The organism is Thiomonas sp. DCM-2, assembly GCF_056820905.1.
In genome coordinates this window covers 324,979-350,604 of sequence record NZ_CM165962.1, presented here as the reverse complement: position 1 = coordinate 350,604, position 25,626 = coordinate 324,979, and the positions used below count along the sequence as shown (strand labels likewise).

Genomic DNA, 25,626 nt, shown 5'->3' with positions numbered 1-25,626 from the left:
GAGTCTCCTTCGGTGCGATGTCCTTGGTGGACGAAGACCTGCATGGTAGGGGCGCAGACGGTTTTTTTCAGGCGGCCTGCCTGACTCAAGGTTTCCGGGTGATCTCTGCATGCACCTGCCCGGACGGCACATGGCGGGCGGCCGATTGCACATGCCCAGCCTGGTCATCGAAGAAAAAGTCGGGCTGGAACGCGCGCAGGAAGGGGCCCTTGTCCAGTCCACCGAGGAACATGGCTTCATCGACCGTGATGTTCCAGTGCATCAGGGTGCGGATGGCGCGCTCGTGCGCCGGGGCGCTGCGGGCGGTGACCAGCGCGGTGCGCAGGCGCATGGGGGTGGAGCCGTCGAAGCTGGCGCGCTGCAACCGGTGCAGCGCCTCGAGCAGGGGCTTGAACGGCCCGGGCGGCAGCGGCAGCGCAGCCTTGCTGGCCTCATGCCGCTGGAACGCGGGCAGACCCTCGGCCTGAAACACGCGCTCGGCCTCGTCGGAAAACAGCACGGCGTCGCCGTCGAAGGCAATGCGCACCTCGTCTGGATGGGCCTCGGACGCCCGCGCCGACTCCGGATAGACCTGCGCTGCCGGATAGCCGTCGAGCAGCGCGGCCCGCACGTCGTCGGGCTCGGCCGAGAGAAACAGATTGGCCTGCAGCGCATGCAGATACTGGAACGGCGCGCGCCCGCGGGTGAACACCCCGCGCTCGATGGGCGTGCCATGATGCTTGGCCGAATTGAACACCCGCAGACCGGACACCGGATCGTTGCGCGACAGCAGCACCACTTCCACCCGGTCGCGCTGCTGCGCACTGGTGTTGAACGCCAGCAGCTTGCGCACCAGCTGGAACGCCACACCGGGATGCGCAGGCCGCTCCAGCCGGTCGAGCTGCAGGCGCATGTAGGCCGCGTCGTCGGCCTGCTCGAACACGCGGTTCTCTTCCTCGAAATCGAACAGCGCGCGGGAGGAAATCGCCACGACGAGACGGTCGTTCAGATCAGCAGGCATGGCAGTTCAGGCAACACTGAATCAGCCTTTGTGTTGATGCGCGCCGGGCTGCGGGATGGGATGCAAGGCGCACACCACAGCCATAGCCGTCGCTATGGCGAGGATGTGCAACGCAGCAGACTGCCCGCCGCCCGGATGCGCAGCGCGCAAGAGACTTGTTCAGTGTTGCCTTCAAGTGCAAGGAAAACCCGCCGGGCCGCCCCAAGGGTTTTCCGCCCCCTGGGGGGAGAACCGAGCGCAGCGAGGTTTTCGGGGGGCTCATTTCACGAGATTGTTCATCTGGATGATGGGCATCATCACCGCCAGCACGATCAGCAGCACCATGCCCCCCATCACCAGAATGAGCAGCGGCTCCAGGATGGTGGTCAGCGCCATGGCGCGACGCTGCACTTCCTGCGCGTGCTGCACGGCGGCGCGTTCGAGCATCTGCGGCAGGGTGCCGGTCTGCTCGCCCAGGCGGACGAACGTGATGAGCACCGGCGGAAAGCGCTTGTGCAGCGCCAGCGACTGCGCCAGCGAAGCGCCCTCGCGCACCAGCGCGATCGCCTCTTCGGCATCGGCCTTGAGCACCGTGTTGCTCAGGGTGTCGGCGGCGGCCTGCAGCGCCCGCAGGATGGGCACACCGGCGGCGCCGAGGATCGCCAGGGTGCTGGCAAAGCGCGCGGTGTTGAGACCACGCACCAGCCGTCCGAACAGCGGGCTGCGCAGCAGGAAGCCATCGAACGCCAGCCGCGGCCCGGGCAGCTTCATGGCCTGGGCGAACACAATGCCACCCATCACCAGCACAGCCAGCAGCAGCCAGCCCCAGGCCCGCAGGAAGTCGGACACGGCAATCAGGCCCACGGTCAGCATCGGCAGTTTTTGATGCGCGCCCTGAAACACGCCAACGACCTGCGGCACCACATAGGTCAGCAGCATGACCACCACGGTGACGGCCACCAGCACGACGATGGCCGGATAGGCGAAAGCCTGCACCATCTTGCCGCGCAGCGCCTGGCGGTCTTCGAGGTAATCGGCCAGCCGCTCCATCACCAGGCCAAGGTCGCCACTGTCCTCGCCGGCGTTCACCAGGGCGCGGTAAATGGGGGCGAATTCACGCGGATACTGCCCCAGCGCGGCGCCGAAGCTGTGCCCTGCCGACACCTCGCTCTTGAGGTTGGACAGCAGGTTGCCGACCTCGGCGCGGTCGGCGTCGTCAGCCAGCGCGGCCAGTGCCTTCTCCACCGGCAGCCCACTGACCAGCAGCCCGGCGATCTGCCGGGTGAACAGGGTGCGTTCCTGGTTGTTGAACACGCGGCGCGCAAACCGCCGTCCGCTGGCCTGTGCGGCCTCCTCGAAAATGCCCTCGACCTGCAGTGGAATGAGGCCACGACTGCGCAACAGGGTGCGTGCGCCGCGGGCGCTCTCCGATTCGAGCACGCCGGATTGCTCGGCTCCGGTGGCATCAAGGGCGGTGAAGCGGTAGGCGGGCATGGCGCAGGAGAATCAGGCAGTCCGGGCACGGATCAGTCGCGCGTGACCCGCATCAGCTCGGCCAGGCTGGTGATGCCGCTGTCGATGTAGCGCTGGCCGTCCTGGCGCATGGTGCGCATGCCGCTGGCCTGGGCGAGCGTGCGCAGTTCGGCTTCGGAGGCGCGGGAATGGATGGCGGCGTTCAGCCGCGCATCCAGCTCGAACAGCTCGAACACGCCGGTGCGGCCGGTGTAGCCGGTGTGGTTGCAGCTCGGACAACCGACAGGCACGAAGCCCTGGCCGTCGGGCGCAGGCACTTTGCAGACCGGGCAGAGCTGGCGCACCAGCCGCTGCGCCAGCACGCCGAGCAGCGAGGAGGCGAGCAGGAAGGGCTCGACCCCCATGTCGGTGAGGCGGGTGACGGCGGAGATGGAGTCGTTGGTGTGCAGGGTGGCGAGCACCAGGTGGCCGGTGAGCGAGGCCTGGATGGCGATCTGCGCCGTCTCGAAGTCGCGGATTTCGCCGATCATCACCACGTCCGGGTCTTGCCGCAGGATGGCGCGCAGCGCGCGGGCAAAGGTGAGGTCGATGCGGGTATTGACCTGCGTCTGGCCGATGCCGGGCAGGTCGTATTCGATCGGGTCTTCCACCGTCATGATGCTGGTGGTGGCCGCGTCCAGCCGGGTCAGCGCGGAATACAGCGTGGTGGTCTTGCCCGAACCAGTCGGCCCGGTGACCAGCAAGATGCCGTGCGGTGCGCGAATCAGCGCGTCGAAACGCTCGAGCATGTCGGGCGCCATGCCCACGGCGCGCAGATTGAGCTTGGCAGCGGATTTGTCGAGCAGGCGCAGCACGGCGCGTTCGCCATGCGCGCAAGGCAGGCTGGACACTCGCACGTCCAGCGTGCGCCCGCCGATGCGCAGCGCGATGCGGCCGTCCTGCGGCAGACGCTTTTCGGCAATGTCGAGCTGCGACAGAATCTTGATGCGCGAGATCAGCGCGCCATGCAGGGCCTTGTTCGGCCGCACCACTTCGCGCAGGGTGCCATCCACGCGGAAACGCACCACCGACGAGGTTTCGTAGGGCTCGATGTGGATGTCGGATGCGCCCTCGCGCGCGGCCTGGGTGAACAGCACGTTGAGCATGCGGATGATGGGGGCGTCGTCGGCGGCTTCGAGCAGGTCTTCGACCGCCGGAATGTCCTGCATCAGCCGTCCCAGATCGACATCGCCCTCGACCTCGCTGATCACCGCCGCGGCGCTGCCGTCGCGCGCGGCATACGCCGCGCCGATGCGGGCCTGCAGGTCGTCTGCCGAGATGCGATGCACGGCGCGCAGCACATGCTGGCGCTGTACCTCGACCAGCGCGGCCGGCCGCGTCTGCTCGCACATCCACAGCTCGACGCCCTGGCCGTCGTCCTCGGCGAGCACCGCCTGGTCGCGGCAGAAGGTATAGGGCAAAGGATGACGCGCGGACATGATCGGTTGCGCCGTTCAGCGCTGCGGCGTGAGCGTGACGCGCAGGTGCTTGCCCTGCAGCTCGGTCACGTAACGGGTGGTCTGGCTCAGATTGAAAATCACCCGGGTCTTGCCCTGCCCGTCGAGCACGCTGGCCGATTGCAGCGGCCCGAGCTGGAAGCTCTGGGTCTTGCTGCTGAGCTGCGAGTGCGCTCCCGGAAAATCAAGCACCAGGCGAATGGGATCGCTCATGGTGAATGCGGTCGGCGGCGCGCTCAGCGGCTGGGCAAAGCCGAGATCGACCACGGTGGCGCTGGCCTTTTGATGCGCCTGCAGACTTTGCAGGGCGTTTGCGCCACTTGTTGCGGCGGGCGCCATGGCAATTGTCGGGCCAGGCGCGGCTGCGTTGCTGGCGCTGCCGACAGGGGCAGTGATTGGCTCTTCACTGATGCTCGGCATCACCGGCCCGGGCAGATCCGGCATGCCGAATTGCGGTGGCAGCTGCGCGGTGCTCTGCAGCCCGCGCATGGCGTCATAGCGCTGCTGGCTCAGCGCGGTGCCCTGGTCTTGCGTGCGCACGACGATGGGCCGCAGGAACACCATCAGATCGGTCTTGGTCGCGCTGCGCGAGTTGGAGCGGAACAGCGCGCCCAGCCCCGGAATGTCTCCCAGCCCGGGAATCTTGCTGTTGTTGGAGCTGACGTTGTCCTGCATCAGCCCGCCGAGCACGATGGTCTGGCCGTCGTTGACCAGCACCGCGGTCTGGATCGAGCGCTTGTTGGTGATGATGCCTGCGGCGTTGGTGGCGCTGGAAATGCTCGACACCTCCTGGTAGACGTCCATCTTGATCGCGCCGCCCGAAGTGATCTGCGGCCGCACCTTGAGGGTCAGACCCACGTCCTTGCGCTCGATGGTCTGAAACGGCGTGACCGTGGCGCTCGATCCGGTCTGCGCGTACTGCCCGGTGATGAAGGGCACGTTCTGGCCGACCACGATCTTGGCCTCCTCGTTGTCGAGGGTCATCAGATTGGGCGCGGACAGGATGTTGGCGCCATCCTGCGTCTGCAGGAAGTTGGCCAGCAGACCCAGCGTGGCCAGACCCGCGACGTTGTGCAGAATGCCGATGTTCAGGCCATTGGGGATGGCCAGGCTGCCGTTGGCGATCGCGGTGCCCGTTGCCGTGCCGCCACCGGAAATGGCGGCCTGCAGGTTGATGATGTTGGAGCCGCCAGCACCGAAGTTGCTGCCCCCGTAGATGGCGTTGTTGTTGCCGGCGCTGCCCGCAATGGCCTGCCACTGAATGCCCAGTTGCGCGGCCTTGTTGGCGTCCACCTCGGCGATCAGCGCCTCGACATACACCTGGGCGCGGCGCACGTCGAGCCGCTCGATCACCCGGCGCAATTGCATGTACACCGGCTGCGGCGCGTTGATGATGAGGGCGTTGAGCGCATTGTCGGCGTACACCGTGCCGCCCTGCGGCAGGGCCACGGTGGAGTCGCCACCCGTGGCCGCGAACTCGGGCGCCTGGCCCAGCCCCGGGCTGGTGGCGCCCGATGCGCCCGAGTTGGACGCCGACGGATTGTTGCCGCCGCCCATGGCCTGCGATCCGGTCTGCGGTCCGGCAAGCGACCGGTTCTGCGGGGTGCCGCCTGTGGAACTGCCGCCACCCTGCGCCGCCAGCACGCCGCGCAGGGTGCGCGCCAGGTCAGCGGCATTGGCGTTGCGCAGGTAGACGACGTGAATATTGTCCTGATCGTTCTGCGGCCGGTCGAGGCGGCGGATCATCTGCTCGATTTCCGCCAGCTGCGCCCCGTTGGTGGCGCGCACGATCAGCGAATTGCTCGCGGTCTCGGGCAGGATGACCGCGCGCATCGCACCGCTGCCCGCGATTGCCGCCTGCGCGCTCAGCGCGCCCGGGCTGCCGGAGGTCACCGTCTGCATGTCGATCAGCTTCTGCAATGTGGGCGCCAGATCGCTGGCCACGGCGTAGGTCAGTGGCACCACGGTGACTTCGGTGCCGGTGGGCACATCGAGCGCGGCGATGATGCGGGCGATGCGCTTGAGGTTGTCGGCATAGTCGGTGACGACCAGCGCATTGCCCGAAGGGCTGACATTGATGGTGTTGTTGGGCGAGATCAGTGGCCGCAGCACCGGCAGCAGGCTGCTGGCCGAGGCATTGCGGAGCTGGAAGATCTGCGTCACCACCTGATCGCCGCGACCGGGAATGTGCGACGGCCCAAGGCCCACGCCCACCGGGCCGCTCTGCAGCTTGGCATCGGCTTCCGGCACGACCTGATACACGCCGTCATGCTCCACCACGGCAAACCCCGCCAGCCGCAATTGGGTGAGCAGGGCCTGGAACACCTTTTGCGGTGTCACCGGCTTTTCGAACTGGATGGTGACCTGTCCCCTGACCCGCGGATCGACAATGAAATTGCGCCCTGTGGCTGCAGCCACGGCCTGCACTGCGCTGGCAATGTCGGCGTTGACCAGATTGATGGTGAGATCGCCATTGGCGTTGCGCGTGGGGTTGCCGGCCATGCCCGCACTCCCCGAGGGAGCGGAGCCCGGTGCCTGCGCCAGCACCGGCTGCAGCGCCAGCAGCGGGACGAGCAGCAGCGCGAGCAGACGGCTCAAGCCCTGCGTGCGCCAGGGGCTGCCAGGCGACCCGGTCTTTTCGAGGGCGCGCCGACTGGGTTTCATGTGACGATGCATCGCAGCGTTCCTTGATTCTTGTGGTGTTGCGGGTCAGGCGGTGTGCTGCCGTCTGTCAAATGGAGATGCGGATGTGGTCGCCCTCGGGGCGGCCAAGCAGAGACAGCAGATTGGCCATCGCCGCCTCGTTGCCTGGCGCGGCGCGGCCCGTGCCGAGGAACTGCAGCGCCTGCCCATTCCAGACCCCCTTGCCCTGCAGCAGCAAGGGCCCCTTGTCGCTGCGCAGATCGACCTGCGCGTCCGCGCCCTGCCCCGTGATGGTGAGCGTGTAGCTGCCGATGGGAGCGACCACGCTCAACCTCGACGCCACGTCCGGCAGATCGACCTGCAACTGCCCGCCCAGTCGCATGCGGCCTGCAACCGATTCTAGGTGCAGGCCACGCAATGTGAACTGCGCCTGTCCCCGCAGCGCAACGGTATTCCAGGGCGTGCCCAGGCCATCGAGCACGGACAGCGGCAAGGCACCCTGCCAGGGTGCGTCGGGGCCGCCGCCCGCAGGGCGCAACGCCACGCGGATTTGCGACAGGCCAAGCTGCGTGTCGATCTGCAACGGCTGGGCGGACACGGCAGGCCAGTCGATCCGGGTGAGCAGATGACCGCGCCAGAGATTGGCCAGGCCGACCGTCCAGCGCACGGTGCCCGGCAGCACCGTGGCGCCCCGGCTGCCCGCGCCGCCCTCGAGCACCAGCAGCGCCGAGCCATCGCGCCAGGTGCCTTGCGCCTGCGCCAGCAGCACGCGCTGTCCGCTGACCCTCCACACTGCGGCGCTCAGCCAGCTTGCCGGGGCCTGCCAGACCAGTGCCCACAGCACCCCAAGAAACGCCGCGAGCCACAGCCAGCGCCTGCTCGAACCACGCTTGCGGCGCACCGGTTTGCGCGACCCGCTGCGCGAACGCGCCGACGAGGCCGCGCCTGACGGTCGTCCGGTGGCGGAGCGGCCGTCCCGAGACGGGACTGGTGTCTGGGCGCTGGCCATTCATCCGCCACCCGAGACTTGACGCGACAGGTGCACCGTGCCGCTGAGCAGACCGTCCGCACCACGCTTCAGATCGGCGCTGTCGACCTGCGCCGACCAGTCGCGCCGCGCCGTCTGGGCCAGCGCCACCAGACTGGCCGGACGCAGCGCCGAGACTTGCAACGTGACCTCACCCGGCAACACCTGCGCCTCGACCTTGGCCTTTGGATCCACGCGCTTGAACCAGGCGAGCAGAGTCGCCTGCAAGTCGCCGCTGAACGCAGGGGCCACTGGCGCATTGCGCAGCGCAGCGATCTGCTGTCCGTCCTGCTGCAAGACCTGCAATTGCTGCTGCAGACTGACAATGCGCTGCGGCGCGGTCTGCAGGGTGCGCCAGGCGGGGCGGATGGCCAGCATCCACAGCAGCGCACCTGCCACCACGACAACGGCAGCGCCGGTCAGCACCCGTTCGCGCTGGGTCATCGACGACCAGCGCTGACGGCTGTAGGCCACGGCCTGCGGCAGACCGCGGTACCACAGCGCCGAGAGCGATGCCACGCGCGCGTTCGTGCTCATGGCGCAGCTCCGCTGACGCTCAGCACGTCGCCCTGGGCGATGCATGTCAGCCCTGCCGGGGTACAACGCGCTGCGGCCTGCGCCGCCGCGTCGCCCGGCAGCGTGATCTGCAGCTGCCCGGTGGTGAATTTCAGCGCCGAGGGCGTGATGCCTGCGGGCACCACCACGCTGGCGCGCCCCATCAGCACATCGAGATCGCCATCGCCGGGGCGCCCGGTGCGCAGGCGCGCATCGTTGAGCGCACGCTGGACCTGCAGGCGGGCGTCGAGGATGGCGGGCACGCCGGGCAGCGCCTCGGCGGCGGTGGCATCGAGCTTTTGCCGCAACTGGCTTTCCTGGCGCGAGAGCTGGAAGGCCGCAACATTCATGCCGACCAGCTGCACGGCGGCCACCAGCCCCAGCAGCGAACCGACCCGTCGCCAGGCTGGCGTGCCGAGTTGCTCCATCACCCCGCTCCAGCCGCGCGAGAATGCGTGCTTGGGCGCGAGATCGAATTGCCGCAGATTCCAGGACGACTGCGCGGCCCGCGCCATCCAGCCGGCGTCGTTGATCGATGCCGGGGTGAGCTCGGGCGGCAGGTCGAGCCAGCTCAACTGGGGCCGGGCCTGATCCTGCACCCAGAGATGTTCCGGTGTGACGGGAATGGGCAGGGCCTGCGGCGCAGCGGCATCTGCCGCCAGAATGAGCGGCAGCCACGCGGCCTCGCCCTGCAGATCGCGCCACAACAGGCGCGGTCCTTGATCGGAAATCTGCAGCAATGCATCGCCCGGCGCCAGCAAGGCGGCTTCGGGCACGATCTGCTGCGGTTCCTGCCCCGCCTGCGTCAGATCGGCAATTGCCTGCTGCAGGGCGTCTTTCTGTACGGCGCAGGCCAGGGTGGTTGCGCCATCATCGCCCTGAGGACCTGCGGCCAGGTGCAGTTGCCCCGCGTCCTGGAGCAAGCGGTCTTCGAGCGCGCCGCTCAGCGCCGCCTGCAGTCGGCCGGGCGACAGGGACGGCAGCGCCACGGACAAGACCGAGGCATCGAGTGCATCGACCACGACCACCACCCGCCGCCCGCGTGGCAGCAGCGCGGCTTGCTCGCGCCCCTTGGACTGCAGCTTGCCGTCGGCGCTCAGCAGCACATAGTCCAGCTCCGGCAGCGGGTGCGCGGAAGCCAGCGGCGGCAGGCGGAGAACCAGGGTTTGCATGGTGACGGCGATTGTAGGGACGCTTTGTTTCAGAAAATGTACAAGGAAAACGCGATGTTGCAACGCATTCTTGAAAGGTTGCACGCGAAAGGAGCTTCAGTTTGCACTCTGCGCGCCTTCCGGGACAGCCGCCAACCAGGGGGGAACGCGCTGGATGCGCACCACCTGGGAGAACAGTCCGGCACGCTGGATGAGTGCGCGTTCGGCGTATTCCAGCCTGTCGATGCGCACGCGGGCAATGGCGTCGAAGTAGCCAGTGGCCACGCTCACCAGCTGCGGGTTGACCGTCGCGCCCTGCGGCAACAGTGTGGAAATATCGCCGAGATTGCGGAAATACGCGCGCTTGCGCGCTTCGACCAGGGACTGAGCGGTGTCGGCATCGACCCCGAGCACGGCGGCCAGCACCAGCGGGCTGGCGGTGTTGGCGTTGACCGGGGTGGCCTGCGGCAGCAAGGTGACTTCCGGCGCCAGCTTGGGCAGCGCCTGGGCAACGCCCGGTCCGAGCCGCACCAGATCTTGCAACTGCTGCAGCGGAAGTGGCGAATTTGCAACATTGCTCTGGGTCGAGGCGCGAAATGGGCTGCTGGCGGCCATGCCGTTGGCGATGTCCGCAGCCACGCCGGGCGGCAGTTGCAGCGCGGCGCACAAGCGCTGAAAAGCGAGAAGCGCCTGCGGATCGACCGTGCCCGCCGGGGCCAGATCGCGCAGATTGAAGCGGCTCTGGGCATCGACGATGCGACCTTCGAGCCAGGCGTCCGGCAGCGACGCGCTGTCCTGTCCGCGTGCGGCGAGAAAGGTGGACAGCCGCGCTTCGGCCAGCGGCACCGACCAGGGTTCGCCGAGATAGTCTGCCGTGGAGTTGCGGGCGTCTTCACGCAGAATCAGCCGCGCCCAGTCGATCGCGCCGCGCAGAATCCAGCGTGCCTGCGTCTGCTCGCGCGCGGTCTGCTCGCGGGCGATGGCGCTCCACTGACTCCAGAACATGCCCGACACCATCACCGCCGCCAGCGCGGCGATCAGCATGGCGGTAATCAGCGCAGCACCGCGCTGGGGGCTCGTCGTGCCGCTCACTCGTGGTCATCCAGCAAAAAGTCGCGCTGCAACGCGCCCGCCAGCGGCTTGTCGGCAAACTGCAGCCGCACGCGCACTGCGGCCGGTGTGACATTGCTGGCCGCCAGGGTGATGGCCGTGGCCGCCGCCGCGCTGGCCGACGCGGCCGGTGCGGTCGGTGTCGCGGCATTGGCCGCCGTGCCCGGATTGACCCAGGCACCTGATTGCTGCAGCAGCCCGATGCCGGCGTAGCGGTAGAACTGGATCTGCATGTCGACCACGCCGGGAAGAATGGTCAGCAGCGGCGCAGTCGGGTTCTGCAGAGCGGCCTGCAGCGTGGCGCGGCTGTCGCTGGGCGGGCTGGCACTGCGCATGAGCGCGCCGTTCTGCACCGTCCACCGCACCACCTGCAGTTGCCCGGCCTGCGGCGGCAGCCCGACATCCGCACTGACATCGGTGCGGACATCGCCGCCAAGAGGCTGGGCTGGGCGGCGCACGATGAACAGCCCGCCGCCCAGCAGGCTGACCGCGGGCAGACCGGCGCCCTCCGATGTGGCATGGCGCAGATCGTCGCCGAGCTGCTGCATGCCGTCGGCCAGGCGTGAACTGGTCGCGAATGCACTGGCGGCGTCATCGCGGCTGCGCGCCACGGCATCCAGCCCGCGCCAGCCCAGCACGGCGACGACGGCCAGAATGGTGACCGCCACCAGCAGCTCGATCAGGGTGAAGCCGGACAGCCCGGCTGGGCGCGCCATTCAGAGGTTCCCGATGATGGTGATGACCTGCCAGGCGCTCCAGCCGCTGGTGTCGAGCACATTGACCTGCACGCGGCGGAAGTTGGGGTTGGGCGTGGGCATGACATCGACCGCCACGGTGAAGGGCACATTCGCCTGCGTGCAGGCGCTGGTGCTCTGCCCGACCGCAAGAAAGGTCTTGCTCAGGCGCTGATCGACCAGATAATTCTGCGCGCACTGTTCGGCCAGGACGGTGAGGCGATAGCGCTGCGCGTTGTCGCTCACATTGCCAGCGGCGCGCATGGCCGCGAGCAGGGCGATTGCCACCACGGCGAGCGCAACAAGCACTTCGAGCAGGGTGAATCCACGCAACCAAATCTTCTCGGTTGCGTCACGAACCCTCTCCACGCCTGGGGAGGGAGCAAGCGCCTTTCCCTCACGGCATGGGAGAGGTCGGCAGGGGGATGGAGCAGGCGTGGTCATGACCTGCTGCGGCTGACCTCGAAGGGCGCGAAGCCGTCGGTCTGGATGCTGTCGCGCTCGGCACCGTCGGACAGCACGATCTGGATCGGGCCGCCCACCGGTTCGGAGCCGAACAGCAGCCAGCTCGGCGGCGTGCCCAGGCTGCGCACCCCACCTTCGCGCAGGCTGACCGTCACGGTTCCGGCAGAGTAGGCCGCTTCGCGCGGCTGCCCGCCCAGCGCGCTGCGCCAGTCTCGCGGAGGAATGTCACGCTGCCCGCCCAGCCAGGGCCAGGTCCGTGGACGCAGCAGGTCGGAATCCACCGGCTCCCAGCCCTGCGGCCCGATCTGCACGAAGGCATAGCCGCCGGGTCCGCTGGCCCAGGCCAGGGGCACACCGGTTTCGGCTGCATGCTGTCGCGCCGCGTCGAACAGGGCGGAAAGCCGCTGCGCCTCGCGCTGCATCTGCGCGTTTTCGGAAGGCGGCAAGGCGAATGCGGCCAGCGCGGTCACCATGCCGACGATGACCAGCGCCACCAGCATTTCAAGCAGGGTGAAGCCGTGCGCGGCATGACGGCGCAGCGTCCCCATCACCCGCGGCTGAAACCGATCGGCGGCACCGACGCTGCCGCTCGGCCTACTGCCAGCTGCCGATGTCGGCATTGGCGCCCTCGCCGCCGGGTTTGCCGTCCGCCCCGTAGCTGAACACATCCACCGGACCTTTCACGCCCGGATTGAGATATTGATAGGCATTGCCCCAGGGATCGGTGGGCAGTTTTTCCAGATAGGGCTTCCAGTTGTTGGGGATGGGCGGGGTGCTGGGCTTGACCACCAGCGCCTGCAGGCCCTGTTGCTGGGTGGGATAGATGCCGTTGTCGAGCTTGTACAGCTTGAGGGCCTGCATGATGGTGGCAATGTCGGTCCTGGCCGCCGTCTGCCGTGCCTCGTCGGTGCGGCCCATGATGTTGGGCACGATGAGCGCTGCCAGCACGCCCATGATGACCAGCACCACCATGAGTTCGATCAGGGTGAAGCCGCGTGCCTTGCGCGGCGTTGACGGCGCAGGTGCCGCGCTGGGTGTTGCACAATTCAAAGCAGAGTCCATCGATCCTCACCTCATGAGAAAACGCCGGGTCGCCCCAGGTTTCCTGGTCCCCCACGGGGGCGGGCTGGGCGCTGGCCAACCCGGGGGGCTCCGTCTGCGCAGATAATAAGGGTGCCATGTTGCGAACCTCGATCCAATACCCTGCGGTGAACGGCGTCTCTTCCCGGAACAGCCGCAGAGTGGCGTTCGCTCTGGCGTTGGCGCTGGCCTTCGCCGCTGCGGCGCTGGCGGTCACCTGGGGCTTGCGGCTGCTGTCCACGTCGCAACCCGTTCCAGCCGATGCCCAGCTCATCGGTGCGCTGTCGCCCGATCAGGCCGCGCAGCAGGCGGCGCGGCTGTTCGGCGCCGAACCCGTGAGCGCGGCAAGCGCCGCACAGGCGCCAAGCCGCTTTCGGCTCTATGGCGTGATTGCGGGAGGCGACGCCGGCTCGGCGTTGATCGGCATCGACGGCAAGCCGCCGCGCGCGGTGCGCGTTGGCGACGCCGTGTCACCCGGTGTGATCCTGCGCGCCACGGGCTACAAGATGGTCTGGCTGGAGCGGGACGGCGTGCGACAGGAACTCAAGATGGATCCGCAGAACGCGCAGACCGGCGGATCGGGCTTGCCCAGTTATGCACCGCGCTTGCCCGAGTTCACCCCGCCCGCCCTTGCACCCCCTGGCATTGCTCCGGCCAATATCGCCCCAGTCCGGACGGACAACGAAGGTTAGAAGCCCCTCTGGCGCGCGGCTTGGCGTCGGTTCAAGGCTCACTCCGCAGCAAGCGGACGGCGCCCGCCCGCTGCTGGCGCCCATCATTTTTATAATGGGCCTATTGTTCTGCGCCGATCTGCCCGCATCTGGCACAAGAAACGCCCTGTTCGGCGCTCACCCACTTCTCAGGATTTCAACCATGCCGATCTACGCTTACAAATGCGATGCCTGCGGCCACTCGATGGACGCACTGCAAAAAATGTCCGATGCCCCGCTGACCGTTTGCCCGCACTGCGGCAAACCGGCGCTGCACAAGCAGGTCACTGCGGCCGGGTTCCAGCTCAAGGGTTCGGGCTGGTATGCCACAGATTTCAAGGGCGGTGCCGGTACCGCTGCCGCAACTGCCGCAGCACCCTCCGCAGACGCCTCTGCGCCTGCAGCCTGTGGAGCGTCGTGCGCCTGCCACTGATTGGTTTGCGTTCGTGGCGCCACGGCTTGCCGTGGCGACCACGCCGATCCCCTGACCCCCACGCCTTCCGCGCCCCGGAAGGCTGTTTCGTTCCATGAGCCTGAAAAGTATTTTCATCGCCGGCATGCTGGTGTGGCTGCCGCTGACCATCACCATCTGGGTGCTGTGGCAGCTGCTGGCCGTGTTCGACGGCATTTTCCGGGCTCTGGTCAGCGCCCTGAGCACGGTGGCCCCCGGTCTGGCGCCCGCACTGGACAAGCTGGTGAGCATTCCCGGCGTGGGCGTGTTGCTGGTGCTCGCTGCCATCTTCCTGACCGGCCTGGCCGTGGCCAACATGGTCGGCCAGTGGTGGCTGGCCCGCTGGGACGGGCTGATGACGCGCATCCCGCTGGTCAAGACCATTTACAGCAGTGTCAAGCAGGTGTCGGACACGCTGTTCTCGAGCAACGGCAACGCCTTTCGCAAGGCGCTGCTGGTGCAGTACCCCAGGCAGGGTTCGTGGACCATCGCCTTCATGACCGGCATGCCGGGCGGTGAGGTGGCGGCGCATCTGCCGGGCGATCATGTCAGTGTCTATGTGCCCACCACGCCGAACCCGACCTCCGGGTTTTTTCTCATTCTGCCGCGCAGCGACGTGATCGAGCTGCAGATGAGCGTGGACACTGCGCTCAAATACATCATCTCCATGGGCGTGGTCGTGCCCACTGGGCCGAACAACCCCCAGGTGCACTGAACTGCCCTGGTCTCCAAATTTTGCGCCTGCGGATCTGTCCCGCAGGGCCTGTTTCCCGAAAGTACCCTTCCAACATGAGTCTGCGTAGCCAATATTGCGGTCAGGTGACCGAAGCCCAGCTTGGGCAAACCGTCTCTTTGTGCGGCTGGGTGCATCGTCGCCGCGATCACGGCGGGGTGATTTTCATCGACCTGCGCGACCGCGAAGGGCTGGTGCAGGTGGTGTGCGATCCCGACCGCGCCGCGATGTTTGCCATTGCCGAAGACCTGCGCAACGAGTTCTGCATCCAGGTGCAGGGCCTGGTGCGGCCGCGTCCCGCGGGTACGGAAAACGAGGGCATGACCTCGGGCCGGATCGAAGTGCTGTGCCACGACATCACCGTGCTCAACACCTCGGTCACGCCGCCCTTCCAGCTCGACGACGACAACCTGTCCGAGACCACGCGGCTGACCCACCGCGTGCTCGACCTGCGGCGCCCGCAGATGCAGCACAACCTCAAGCTGCGCTACCGGGTTGCCATGGCCGTGCGCCGCTTTCTCGATGCCCAGGGCTTCATCGACATCGAAACGCCCATGCTGACCAAGAGCACACCCGAAGGCGCACGCGATTACCTTGTGCCCAGCCGGGTGCATGACGGCGAGTTCTTCGCGCTGCCGCAGTCGCCCCAGTTGTTCAAGCAGATGCTGATGGTCTCGGGCTTCGACCGCTACTACCAGATCACCAAGTGCTTCCGCGACGAAGACCTGCGCGCCGACCGCCAGCCCGAGTTCACCCAGATCGACTGCGAAACCTCCTTCCTGAGCGAGCAGGAGATCCGTGATCTGTTCGAGACCATGATCCGCGGCGTATTCAAGGACGTGCTCGGCGTGGAACTGGCCAACCCCTACCCGGTGATGACCTATGGCGAGGCGATGGACCGCTTCGGCTCGGACAAGCCCGACCTGCGGGTGAAGATGGAGTTCACCGAACTCACCGATGTGATGGGCGACGTGGACTTCAAGGTGTTCTCAGGCCCGGCCACCACGCCCGGCGGCCGCGTGGTGGCGCTGCGCGTGCCCGGCGGCGGCGAGATGAGCCGCAGCGAGATCGACGCCTACACCGAGTTCGTCAAGATCTATGGTGCCAAGGGGCTGGCCTGGATCAAGGTCAACGATGCCTCCAAGGGCCCGGGCCAGGATGGCTCCTCACGGTGGCCGGGCCTGCAATCACCGATCGTCAAGAACCTGCACGACGCGGCGATCGCGGCGATTCTGCAGCGCAGCGGCGCGCAAAGCGGCGACCTGCTGTTCTTCGGCGCCGACAAGGCCAAGATCGTCGCCGATGCCATCGGCGCACTGCGCGTGAAGATCGGCCACAGCGATTTCGGCAAGGCCCACGGCCTGTTCGAAGACGCGTGGAAGCCGCTGTGGGTGGTCGACTTCCCGATGTTCGAGTACGACGAGGACAACCTGCGCTGGGCCGCTGTGCATCACCCGTTCACCGCCCCGAAGGACGGCCACGAAGAGCTGATGGACAGCGCCCCCGAGAAGTGCATCGCCAAAGCCTACGACATGGTGCTCAACGGCTGGGAGATCGGCGGCGGCTCGGTGCGCATCCACCGCGCCGAGGTGCAGAGCAAGGTGTTTGCCGCGCTCAAGATCGGCACCGACGAGGCGCGCGCCAAGTTCGGCTTCCTGCTCGACGCGCTGCAATATGGCGCCCCGCCGCACGGCGGCATCGCCTTCGGCCTGGACCGCATCGTCACCCTGATGACCGGCGCCCAGAGCATCCGCGATGTCATCGCCTTCCCCAAGACCCAGCGCGCCCAGTGCCTGCTGACCAACGCGCCCAGTCCGGTCGATGAAAAGCAGTTGAAGGAGCTGCACATCCGCTTGCGCAATCCGCAGCCGGGGGCTTGAGACGGCTAGGGCCTGTTCACGCTATTGGTGCACCCGCGTTGCCCCCAGGCGGTGCGTCTGCGGCGTTGTCAGCCAGGGGCAAGGCGTCCAGCCTTGCCCCTGGCCTCCGCCTTGCATCCATCCCCGCCTGGGGGCAACCCTGCGGGCCGGGGGTCTGGGCGGCGCACTGCTACGTTGCAGTCCGCTTGTGGTGCAATACACCACGGCGCGGCCTGCGCCTCGCATTGCATCCGCCCAGACCCCCGGCGCGGGTGCACCAATAGCGTGAACAGGCGCTAATCCACATCGCATGTGAGTACCGCTGCCGATCAGCCAAGCTGCCAGACCGGCGCGCCCTCCGCCGTAAATGGATTTGGGAAGACCAGGGACCGGAATATCGCTCTACGAAAACACTCCTCCCTCCCCCTCGGAGGGAGGGTACCGCCGATTGTCTTCACCATCTGCTGACCCACCACCCATGCCCCGCATCGACGACCCCACCCACGACCATGAGGCCGGCGCGCAAGACGCCACGCTGGATACCACCCGCATCGACGACACCCGCATCAAGGCGGTGCGGGCCTTGGTGTCGCCTGCGCTGTTGCTCGAAGAATTGCCGGTCACCGAGACGGTGGAAGCGGTGGTCGAGCGCAGCCGGGCGGACATTGCAGCAGCCTTGCAGGGGCGTGACGACCGGCTGGTGGTCGTGGTGGGGCCCTGCTCCATCCACGATCACGGTCAGGCCATGGACTACGCGGCGCGACTGAAGGCCGAAGCCGAAACTCTGGACGATGCCCTCATCGTGGTGATGCGGGTGTATTTCGAGAAGCCGCGTACCACGGTGGGCTGGAAGGGCTACATCAACGACCCGCGGCTGGACGGCAGCTTCCGCATCAACGAAGGATTGCGGCGGGCGCGGCAGCTGCTGCTCGAGATCAACGCCCTGGGCCTGCCTGCGGGCACCGAATTTCTCGATCTGCTGTCGCCGCAGTACTTCAGCGACCTGATCGCCTGGGGCGCCATCGGTGCCCGCACCACGGAAAGCCAGAGCCATCGTCAGCTCGCCTCCGGCCTGTCCTGTCCGGTGGGCTTCAAGAACGGCACCGATGGCGGCGTGCAGGTGGCGGCAGACGCCATGGTGTCCGCCGCCAGCGGTCATGCCTTCATGGGCATGACCAAAATGGGCGTGGCCGCCATTTTCGAGACCCGCGGCAACCGCGACTGCCACGTCATCCTGCGCGGCGGCAAGGCGCCCAATTACGACGCCGCCTCGGTGGACGCCGCCTGCGCCGTGCTGGCCAAGGCCGGGCTGCGCGAGCAGCTCATGATCGATTGCTCGCACGCCAATTCGGCCAAGCAGCCGCGTCGGCAGGTCGAGGTGGCGCGCGATATTGCGCAGCGCATCGCCGCAGGCGAGCGGCGCATCATCGGCGTCATGGTGGAGAGCCATCTGTGCGAAGGTCGGCAGGATCTCAGGCCGGGCCAGCCGCTGGCGCCTGGCGTGTCCATTACCGACGCCTGCCTGGGCTGGGACGACACCGTGCCGCTGCTGCACGAACTGGCCGAAGCCGTGCGCAAGCGGCGCGCTGCAGCGGCCTGAGAGACGCAGCTCTGGCGCGGATCGGGCACAGGTCGGGGGGCAGCCGGGCGATCAACCCCGTGCCGCGGCGTAAGCGCGCCAGAACGCCTCGTCCTGCGTCTGCGTGAAGTTGATGCGCATGCGGGTGGTGGGTTGTTGCAGCGGGTCGAACAGCTGGCCGGGCGCGAGCAGATAACCCGCGTCGAGCAGGCGCTGCGCCAGCATGGCGGTATCCGCTCCGGTGTCCACCCAGCCCAGCAGACCGCGCGGCGGGGTGACGAAACGGCAGCCCGCCTTCTCCGCCAGCCGCACGGCGCGGGCACGCGCCGCGTCCAGGCGGTCGCGCACCTGCTGCGTGATGCGGCGCAACTGGCCCTGCTCCAGGAGGTGCGCCAGCGCACGCTCAGTCAACGCCGGGGTGGTGAGCACGGCCAGCAGCTTCTGGTCGATCAGGCGTTCGACGATCGCGGGCGCGGCAGCGACAAAGCCCACGCGCCAGCCCGGGGCGAGAATCTTGGAAAAGCCGCTGAGGTAGATGGTGTGCTCCAGTTGGTCGAGCACACTCATGCGCGGGCTGCCCGCCTCGGCCAGCGCGGCGTACACATCGTCCTCCACCACCTGAAAGCCGTGGCGCTGCGCCAGCTGCAGCACGCGGTGGGCACTGGCCGCGCTCAGGCTTTGCCCGGTGGGGTTGTGCAGCACGCTCACGCAGATGAACAGCCGCGGCGCATGGGCGCGGGCAAGCTGCTCCAGCACCGCGAGGTCGGGGCCGTCCGCCCCGCGCGGCACCGGCAGCAGCTTCAGACCGTGATGCGCCATCTGCGCGAACTGCATGGCCCAGCCGGGGCTTTCCACCAGCACCGCGTCGCCGGGCCGGGTCAGTGCGCGCAGCACCAGATCGAGCGCCTGCGACGCACCACCAGTGGTGACGATCTGCTGCGCCGGCGCGTGCAGCGACAGGGCGGCCAATTGTTTTGACAGCGCCTCGCGCAGCAGCGGGTCACCCATCGGATGGCCGTAGTGCAGCGAAGCCTGCTCCAGTTCACCGGCACGGGCAACGCGCCGCAGCACCGCGCCCAGGGCCGGGCTTTCCAGCCACTGCGCGGGCAACACGCCAGAGCCGGGCGCGCCCCGCAGGCTCACACCCGAGCCCGTGCCCATCTGATGAAACATGCCGCGCACCAGCGCCGTGGCGTGCGTCGGTGCGGTCAGTGGGGCCGCTGGGTCGGGCGTGCGATCGCGCAGCGCCGTTGTTGGCAGCTCATCCGCCGAAGCGCGCACGAAATAGCCGCGATGTGGACGTGCTTCCACCAACCCTTGCGCCTGCAGCCGGTCGTAAGCCGCCACCACCGTCTGAGTGCTCAGGCTGTGGTGACGTGCGCAGTCGCGCACCGAGGGCAGGCGGCTGCCCGGCGGGAGCAGGCGGTTGCGGATGCGGGCGGCAAATTGCGCACTGAGCTGTTCCGCCAGGGTGGTCGAGGCCTTGCGCTGCAGCGGACTGGCTGCGCCAGGCTGCAATTCTGTATTGCTGGAATCACGCATACAGCGCCTTCTTTGTTTATTGAATGTGTATTGCTTCTGTAGTGGTTTTTGATTCTAAGCTTTGGAGCATGCAATTCATCAATCGACCCGCACATCGCATGCCATCGCGTCGGCCCGACGCCTGGAAGGCCCTGGCCCTGGGTCTGCTGGGAGTCGGATTGTTCGCCCTGTCGCTGCCGATGACGCGACTGGCCGTGGGCTCCAGCGCGCAACCGCAGCTCTCGCCGGAATTCGTCGCTCTGGGTCGCGCCGCAGTGGCCGGAGTGCTGGCGGCGCTGTGGTTGTTGGTGCAGCGCGCCACCTGGCCGCGGCGGCGCGAGTGGGCCTTGCTCGCCGCCATGGCTGCGGGCGTGGTGTTTGGCTTTCCACTGCTGACCTCCATGGCCTTGCGCCAGGTGGATGCGGTCCATGCCTCGCTCATTCTGGCCTTGCTGCCGTTGTTCACCGCAGCGGTCGGCGCATCTCTGGCGCGGCAGCGGCCATCGCCTGGTTTCTGGATCTGCGCCGCGGTCGGTGCGGCGCTGGTGATGGGTTACGCCCTGCTGCATGGACAGGCAGCGGGTTCACTGCAACTGCACCTGGCCGACGGCCTGCTGGTCGGCGCCATGCTGTCTGCCGCGGTGGGCTATGCGCTGGGCGGTCATCTCTCGCAGACTCGCCCCGCCGGGCAGGTCATCAGCTGGGCGCTGGTGCTCAGTCTGCCGCTGACCCTGCCCGCCGCGTGGTGGCTGCGGCCCAGCGCTGCAATACACGCCGCCGCCTGGGGCGGATTCGCCTATGTGTCGGTGGTGTCGATGTGGCTTGGCTTTCTCGCCTGGTATCGCGCGCTGGCGCTCGGCGGCACGGTGCGCGTCTCGCAACTGCAGTTGCTGCAGCCTTTTCTGTCGATGCTCGCGGCAGCGGCCTTGCTGCGCGAAGCGCTCGACGCCATCACCCTGCTGTTCGCCGCAGGTGTGATCGGCGTGGTGTTCCTGGCGCGGCGCATGCCGGTGCATGCCGCGCGTTCTGTCCCATCCCAACGGAGTTCCTCATGCGCATGATTCTGTCGCAGCGCAGCTGTCACTACACCCCGTCGCCCATCCGCGAACTGCTCGCGCTGACCGAACAGCCGGGCATGATTTCGCTGGCCGGCGGCCTGCCCGCGGAGACCAGCTTTCCGGTGGACGCACTGCGCGCTGCCTGCGCAGAGGTACTCACCACGCAGGCGCACGGCGCCCTGCAGTATGGCCCGAGCGAGGGCATTGCGCCGCTGCGCGAATGGGTCGCCGCGCAGCTGCGTGCGCAGGGTGTTGCAGCGACGACCGACGAGGTGCTGATCACCAGTGGTTCGCAGCAAGGGCTGGATCTGGTCGGCCGGGTGCTGATCGACCCCGGCAGCACCGTGCTGGTGGAACGCCCCACTTACCTCGGCGCGCTGCAGGCCTTCTCCCCGTATGCCCCGCAGTGCGTCGATCTGGAACAGGACGCTGAGGGCCCGCTGCCCGCGCTGGACGCATCCGCGCGCATGGTCTATCTGCAACCCAATTTCCGCAATCCCACCGGCCAGACCATGAGCGCCGCGCGGCGCGCGCAATGGGCGCAGGCGCTGCACGGCAGCCCCATCGCCCTGGTGGAAGACAACCCCTATGGCGAACTGTGGTTCGATGGCCCGCCGCCCGCGCCGCTGGCCGCACAGCTTCCAGGCCAGAGCATTGTGCTGGGCACCTTTTCCAAGGTGCTGTCGCCAGGACTGCGTCTGGGTTATGTGCACGGGCCGCGGCACGTCATCGCCAGGATGACCCTGGCGCGCCAGGCTGCCGACCTGCAGACCTCCAGCCTGACCCAGCGCCTGGTGCTCAAGGTGCTGGAGGATGGCCTGCTCGATGCCCAACTGCCCCGCATCCGCGCCTTGTATCGTGCCCAGCGCGACGCCATGCTTTCCGCCCTGTCCCGCCACATGCCCGAGGGAGTGCACTGGGACGTGCCGCAAGGCGGCATGTTTCTCTGGCTGCGCCTGCCCGAAGGCGCAGATGCCACCGCGCTGCTGCCGCTGGCGCTGCAACGCCAGGTGGCCTACGTGCCGGGCACGGCGTTCTACGCCACGGCGCCAGCGCCGCGCAACACCCTGCGTCTGTCTTACGCCACCGCAACGCCGCAGCAGATCGACACCGCAATCGCACGGTTGGGCGAACTGTTTGCTGCTGCGCGGGACGCAAGCGCGCGCAGCGACCCGGCTCTGGCCCTCTGAAACGACAAACCCGCCAGCGGCGGGTTTGTCGTCAACCGTGGTCAGGCGATCAAAGCTCTTCGCGGAAACTGTCGTGGCAGGACTTGCAGGTCTTGGCGGTCTCGCCGAACACCACCTTGATCTCGTCGAGCTTGCCGGTCTTGGCTGCGGCCACCAGCTTGGGCGTCATGTCCTGCAGCTTGTTGGCGTCGGCCTTGAACTTGTCCATCTCTTTCCAGATCGCCGGCTTGGCATGCGAGTTCGGCAGGTCGGTGCCCGGGCCGAACGCCTGCCACGGCAGGTGCGACATCATCGCGACGATCTCGGCGTTTTCCACCGCGGCCTTGGCATCGAACGGCGCCTTGCCCTGCACCATGGCACCCAGGCGCGCGAAGCTGGTGCCCATGATGACGAACGCGGACTGGCGATACTGCACCGCCTTTTCCGGCTTGGCGAACTGCGCATACGCCGGCACTGCGGCCAGAATGCCGCAGGCGAGCACGGCGGCAATGATCTTCTTCGGGTGAAGCGTGGCTGGGTTCATCGACAAACTCCTTGCTGGGATGGATGGATGGAGGGGCGCATTCTGCCCGGCGGGGGCCGAATGGCGCGTGCAGTGTAAGAAAAAGTACGGGCCGCTGCAGAACCCCTGCATGCGCAGCGCCACGGTGGACAAGGCAACAAAACGACAGGGCAAATGCAAAAAAATGCCGCGCGCACGGCGGTCAGCGGCGCGCACGGCTTAATATGCGCAGGATTGAGTTCGATCCTCCGGCGATGTAGCGCCGATCGGGGCGCAGGAATGCAGGTCCGGGAGGTCTGGATCAGCTCAATATTTCAGCGGGCATGGAGCTTCCAGGCCCGCCTCCATGACAACGGTACATCCGCGCTGTTTGTGGCCGGCCCCAGGCCGGACGACAAGCAAGCGGAACAAAAGCTCAACTTCTCGGAGTGCACTCAATATGGCCACTGCAAAACCTGCGGCAAAAAAAGCGACCGCCGCCAAAACAACCCGTCAACCCAGCGCGGCATTCATGAAGCCACTCACGCCGTCGGCGCATCTGGCCGCCGTGGTGGGCGCCACCCCGCTGCCGCGCACCGAAGTGGTGAAAAAGCTGTGGGAATACATCAAGAAGCACAAGCTGCAGGACGCGGCGAACAAGCGCATGATCAACGCCGACGCCAAGCTCAAGCCGATTTTTCTCAAGGATCAGGTCAGCATGTTCGAGATGACCAAGCTGGTCAGCGCGCACCTGAAATAAGGCAACGCTGCTGTGATGCGGCCGCGGGCTGACACCGCCCGCCGCCCCGGGCCCGGCCATGCCGGGCTTTTTCATTGCACCCTCTCACCATGCAGATCAAGCCGCTTCCTGCACGCCATCTGGCCCGCGTGCTCCTTCTCGGTGCGCTCCTCGGTGCCGCCTGCGTCCTGCCCGCTCAGACGCGCGCGCCGCAAGCCACAGCGCTGGCGCAGGGCGCCGCGGTGTCGAGCGCTTTTTCGCCCTCCGGCGATGCGCTGGCACTGGTGATCCAGGCCATCGACCAGGCGCACAGCAGCATTCACATGGCAGCCTATCTGCTCACTTCGTCCGATGTGGCACGGGCGCTGGTGCAGGCGAAGAAGCGCGGTGTCAGGGTGCAGGTGCTGCTGGACTGGAAAGGCAATCTGGATGAGGACGCCCGCTACGCCCGGCATGCGATCGGCATTCTGCGCAATGGCGATATCGCAGTGCGCAGCATCGACGCCTATGCCATCTTTCACGACAAATACATGGTGATCGACCGCCGCACGGTGCAGACCGGCAGCTTCAACTACACCTACGCCGCCGCGCATCGCAATGCGGAAAACGTGCTGGTGGTGTGGAACGCACCCGAGCTGGCCGCGCGCTACCTGGCCGACTGGCAGCGGAACTGGGACCTGGGGCGCCCTGTCCAGTTGCCCTACTGAAGGTGCGCGGCGCCCGATGTCCTGAATTGCCGTGTCGGGCGCAGGGTAGGCGCGACATCAGGTTCGCACGGCCTAAAATTTGGCTCTATCGGCATTGCGCCGTTTCAATCCACACCCATGAAATCTCTGTCCAAATCGCTCATCGCCGCCGTGGTGCTGGCCGTTGTCGCCATCGGTGGCTATCTTGGCTGGTCCGCGCTGGATCAGAAGCCGGTGGCGCCCAACGCCAGCTTCAGCCTGCTCGACGGCAAGTCGGTCGATCTGTCCGCCTATCGCGGCAAGGTGCTGCTGGTGAACTTCTGGGCAACGAGCTGCACCACCTGCGTCGGTGAGATGCCGGAACTGGTCAAGACCTACGACCAGCTCAATCCCAAGGGTTTCGACCTGGTTGCAGTGGCCATGAGCTACGACAACCCGTCCTTCGTGCGCAATTTCGTGCAGCAGCGCCAACTGCCGTTCACGGTCGCGTTCGATGCCAGCGGCCAGACGGCCAAGGCGTTCAAGGATGTGCGCCTGACGCCCACGAGTTTTCTCATCGACAAGTCGGGGCATATCGTCAAGCAGTACGTCGGTACGCCCGATTTTGCCGAACTGCACCAGCTCATCGACAACCTGCTGGCGCAAAAGGCCTGACGCGCGCGGCCAGCGCTCAAGTGTCGGGCTGGGCGCGCTTGGCCTGCGAGAAATGCAGCTTGAGATAGTCCAGCCACAGGCGCAGGCGCAGCGGCTGGTGCTTGCGCTGGGTGAATACCGCGAATATGCCGTTGGGCGGCGCGGCGTACTCTTCGAGCAGAGCCACCAGTTTGCCCTCTTTCAGGCTGTTGCCCACTTCCCAGTAGGAACGCCAGGCGATGCCCCGGCCTTCCAGGCACCATTGGTGCAGCACCGCGCCGTCGGTGCAGTCCATGCGGCCGTTGACCCGGATGTGCATGACCTCGCCCCCGGACTGGAACATCCAGCCGCGCGGCTGGCTCCCCACTGACGAATACGCCAGACAGTTGTGGCGAGACAGATCGGCCGGCGTCGCCGGAGTGCCGTGCTGCTGCAGATAACCTGGGGCCGCCACACACACCCGACGGTTGTCCGCCAGCCGCAGGCTGACCAGCGAGGAGTCGGCCAGGTCGCCCACGCGCACGGCGCAGTCGTAGCCTTCGTTGACCAGATCGACCAGGCGGTCGGTCAGATCGAGCGACAGCGTGACCTCGGGATGCAGATCGAGAAAGCCGGGAATCAGCGGCGCGACGTGACGGCGGCCAAACCCGGCAGGCGCGGTGATGCGCAGATGTCCGCTGGCCTTCACCCCGCCGGCACTCACGCTGGCTTCCGCGTTCTGCAGATCGGCCAGAAGGCGCTGGCAATTCTCCAGAAAGGCGCTGCCCTCATCGGTCAGACTGATGCGGCGGGTGGTGCGCAGCAGCAACTTCACGCCCAGCCGCGCCTCCAGCGCATCGATGCGGCGGCCGATGATGGCCGGCGCCACCCCCTCGGCATGCGCAGCAGCCGTGAGGCTGCCCTTGGTCGCCACCGCAACGAAGGTCTCCAACTGTTTGAGTTTGTCCATCTTGACCGGAAATGGCATCTGGGAAAGTCATCAATCTTAGGCAACACTGAACAAGCCCCTGGTGCGCCGCGCATCCGGTCTGCAGGCGGTCTGCTGTGTTGCACATCTTCGTCATCGCTTGGGCTATGGCTGCGGTGTGCGCCTTGCATCCCATCCCGCAGACCGGCGCGCACCATCACAAGGACTTATTCAGTATTGCCCCACATGCTTTCGCCGCGACCCGATGGCTTGATGTCGCACTGCAGCATAAACTGTGGGCATCCCACAAAGATGGGCGTTTGCCAGCGCGCCACGCAACCCGTTGCACCGCTGACGACGCAAGCC

General features: G+C 67.1%; 25 protein-coding genes. 10 read left to right on the top strand and 15 right to left on the bottom strand.

The window, feature by feature from the left end:
* Positions 1-85: 85 nt before the first annotated feature.
* The 12 genes from AC1ZQA_RS01740 to gspG form a co-directional block, all read right to left on the bottom strand.
* Entirely contained in the window at positions 86-1,000 is a 915-nt protein-coding gene (locus tag AC1ZQA_RS01740) for a 5'-nucleotidase (RefSeq protein WP_482678125.1), read from the bottom strand.
* 258 nt (positions 1,001-1,258) lie between these two features.
* Positions 1,259-2,473 (bottom strand): type II secretion system inner membrane protein GspF, encoded by a 1,215-nt coding sequence (gspF, locus tag AC1ZQA_RS01735; RefSeq protein ID WP_482678124.1) that lies wholly within the window; start codon positions 2,471-2,473, stop codon positions 1,259-1,261.
* Between the two features lie 32 nt (positions 2,474-2,505).
* Complete coding sequence (gene gspE / locus AC1ZQA_RS01730) at positions 2,506-3,930, bottom strand: type II secretion system ATPase GspE (protein ID WP_482678123.1); 1,425 nt, start codon at positions 3,928-3,930, stop codon at positions 2,506-2,508.
* 15 nt (positions 3,931-3,945) lie between these two features.
* On the bottom strand, positions 3,946-6,624 hold the full coding sequence (gene gspD / locus AC1ZQA_RS01725) for a type II secretion system secretin GspD (protein WP_482678122.1): 2,679 nt from the start codon (positions 6,622-6,624) through the stop codon (positions 3,946-3,948).
* Between the two features lie 55 nt (positions 6,625-6,679).
* On the bottom strand, positions 6,680-7,492 hold the full coding sequence (gene gspN, locus AC1ZQA_RS01720) for a type II secretion system protein N (RefSeq protein WP_482678121.1): 813 nt from the start codon (positions 7,490-7,492) through the stop codon (positions 6,680-6,682).
* A gap of 108 nt (positions 7,493-7,600) precedes the next feature.
* A complete protein-coding gene (gene gspM / locus AC1ZQA_RS01715; RefSeq protein ID WP_482678120.1) occupies positions 7,601-8,155 on the bottom strand; it encodes a type II secretion system protein GspM in 555 nt (184 codons plus the stop codon).
* The gene (gene gspL, locus AC1ZQA_RS01710) at positions 8,152-9,345 is read right to left on the bottom strand and encodes a type II secretion system protein GspL (protein ID WP_482678119.1); all 1,194 of its coding nucleotides are present in this window, start codon (positions 9,343-9,345) and stop codon (positions 8,152-8,154) included. The genes gspM and gspL overlap by 4 nt, the downstream gene beginning before the upstream one ends.
* A 96-nt stretch (positions 9,346-9,441) precedes the next feature.
* Positions 9,442-10,416 carry a type II secretion system minor pseudopilin GspK gene (gene gspK, locus AC1ZQA_RS01705; RefSeq protein ID WP_482678118.1) on the bottom strand — a complete coding sequence of 325 codons (975 nt, stop codon included), beginning with the start codon at positions 10,414-10,416 and terminating at the stop codon, positions 9,442-9,444.
* Positions 10,413-11,150, bottom strand: a complete 738-nt coding sequence (locus tag AC1ZQA_RS01700) for a PulJ/GspJ family protein (protein WP_482678117.1) — start codon at positions 11,148-11,150, stop codon at positions 10,413-10,415. Before AC1ZQA_RS01700 ends, gspK begins: the two co-directional genes overlap by 4 nt.
* Positions 11,151-11,501 (bottom strand): type II secretion system minor pseudopilin GspI, encoded by a 351-nt coding sequence (gspI, locus tag AC1ZQA_RS01695; RefSeq protein ID WP_482678116.1) that lies wholly within the window; start codon positions 11,499-11,501, stop codon positions 11,151-11,153.
* 107 nt (positions 11,502-11,608) lie between these two features.
* On the bottom strand, positions 11,609-12,181 hold the full coding sequence (locus AC1ZQA_RS01690; RefSeq protein ID WP_482678115.1) for a pilus assembly FimT family protein: 573 nt from the start codon (positions 12,179-12,181) through the stop codon (positions 11,609-11,611).
* 46 nt (positions 12,182-12,227) lie between these two features.
* Positions 12,228-12,695 (bottom strand): type II secretion system major pseudopilin GspG, encoded by a 468-nt coding sequence (gene gspG, locus AC1ZQA_RS01685; protein WP_482678114.1) that lies wholly within the window; start codon positions 12,693-12,695, stop codon positions 12,228-12,230.
* 116 nt (positions 12,696-12,811) lie between these two features.
* Between gspG and AC1ZQA_RS01680 the strand changes: the two genes are divergently transcribed.
* The 5 genes from AC1ZQA_RS01680 to AC1ZQA_RS01660 all read left to right on the top strand — a co-directional run bounded on the left by AC1ZQA_RS01680 (position 12,812) and on the right by AC1ZQA_RS01660 (position 18,066).
* Entirely contained in the window at positions 12,812-13,405 is a 594-nt protein-coding gene (locus AC1ZQA_RS01680) for a type II secretion system protein N (RefSeq protein WP_482678113.1), read from the top strand.
* Between the two features lie 181 nt (positions 13,406-13,586).
* On the top strand, positions 13,587-13,856 hold the full coding sequence (locus AC1ZQA_RS01675) for an FmdB family zinc ribbon protein (RefSeq protein ID WP_482678112.1): 270 nt from the start codon (positions 13,587-13,589) through the stop codon (positions 13,854-13,856).
* Positions 13,857-13,950: 94 nt separating this feature from the next.
* On the top strand, positions 13,951-14,589 hold the full coding sequence (locus AC1ZQA_RS01670) for a DUF502 domain-containing protein (RefSeq protein ID WP_482678111.1): 639 nt from the start codon (positions 13,951-13,953) through the stop codon (positions 14,587-14,589).
* 74 nt (positions 14,590-14,663) lie between these two features.
* Positions 14,664-16,487 carry an aspartate--tRNA ligase gene (aspS, locus tag AC1ZQA_RS01665; protein WP_482678110.1) on the top strand — a complete coding sequence of 608 codons (1,824 nt, stop codon included), beginning with the start codon at positions 14,664-14,666 and terminating at the stop codon, positions 16,485-16,487.
* Between the two features lie 457 nt (positions 16,488-16,944).
* Positions 16,945-18,066, top strand: a complete 1,122-nt coding sequence (locus AC1ZQA_RS01660; protein ID WP_482678109.1) for a 3-deoxy-7-phosphoheptulonate synthase — start codon at positions 16,945-16,947, stop codon at positions 18,064-18,066.
* A gap of 51 nt (positions 18,067-18,117) precedes the next feature.
* Here AC1ZQA_RS01660 and AC1ZQA_RS01655 read toward each other — a convergent pair whose 3' ends face one another.
* Positions 18,118-19,587, bottom strand: a complete 1,470-nt coding sequence (locus AC1ZQA_RS01655; protein ID WP_482678108.1) for an aminotransferase-like domain-containing protein — start codon at positions 19,585-19,587, stop codon at positions 18,118-18,120.
* Positions 19,588-19,685: 98 nt separating this feature from the next.
* Here AC1ZQA_RS01655 and AC1ZQA_RS01650 point away from each other — a divergent pair, with 98 nt between their 5' ends.
* Complete coding sequence (locus AC1ZQA_RS01650) at positions 19,686-20,627, top strand: DMT family transporter (RefSeq protein ID WP_482678107.1); 942 nt, start codon at positions 19,686-19,688, stop codon at positions 20,625-20,627.
* Entirely contained in the window at positions 20,618-21,814 is a 1,197-nt protein-coding gene (locus AC1ZQA_RS01645) for an aminotransferase-like domain-containing protein (protein WP_482678106.1), read from the top strand. The genes AC1ZQA_RS01650 and AC1ZQA_RS01645 overlap by 10 nt, the downstream gene beginning before the upstream one ends.
* Before the next feature lie 49 nt (positions 21,815-21,863).
* Here the strand turns inward: AC1ZQA_RS01645 and AC1ZQA_RS01640 are convergent, their stop codons facing one another.
* Positions 21,864-22,337, bottom strand: coding sequence for a c-type cytochrome (locus tag AC1ZQA_RS01640; protein WP_482678105.1), 474 nt, complete (start codon positions 22,335-22,337; stop codon positions 21,864-21,866).
* A 418-nt stretch (positions 22,338-22,755) separates the two neighbouring features.
* Between AC1ZQA_RS01640 and AC1ZQA_RS01635 the strand changes: the two genes are divergently transcribed.
* The 3 genes from AC1ZQA_RS01635 (at position 22,756) to AC1ZQA_RS01625 (ending at position 24,374) form a co-directional block, all read left to right on the top strand.
* Positions 22,756-23,055 carry an SWIB/MDM2 domain-containing protein gene (locus AC1ZQA_RS01635; RefSeq protein ID WP_482678104.1) on the top strand — a complete coding sequence of 100 codons (300 nt, stop codon included), beginning with the start codon at positions 22,756-22,758 and terminating at the stop codon, positions 23,053-23,055.
* Between the two features lie 89 nt (positions 23,056-23,144).
* Positions 23,145-23,741 carry a phospholipase D family nuclease gene (locus AC1ZQA_RS01630; protein WP_482678103.1) on the top strand — a complete coding sequence of 199 codons (597 nt, stop codon included), beginning with the start codon at positions 23,145-23,147 and terminating at the stop codon, positions 23,739-23,741.
* Between the two features lie 117 nt (positions 23,742-23,858).
* Positions 23,859-24,374 carry a peroxiredoxin family protein gene (locus AC1ZQA_RS01625; RefSeq protein ID WP_482678102.1) on the top strand — a complete coding sequence of 172 codons (516 nt, stop codon included), beginning with the start codon at positions 23,859-23,861 and terminating at the stop codon, positions 24,372-24,374.
* Between the two features lie 16 nt (positions 24,375-24,390).
* Here the strand turns inward: AC1ZQA_RS01625 and AC1ZQA_RS01620 are convergent, their stop codons facing one another.
* Positions 24,391-25,302 carry a LysR family transcriptional regulator gene (locus AC1ZQA_RS01620; RefSeq protein ID WP_482679262.1) on the bottom strand — a complete coding sequence of 304 codons (912 nt, stop codon included), beginning with the start codon at positions 25,300-25,302 and terminating at the stop codon, positions 24,391-24,393.
* Positions 25,303-25,626: the final 324 nt, after the last annotated feature.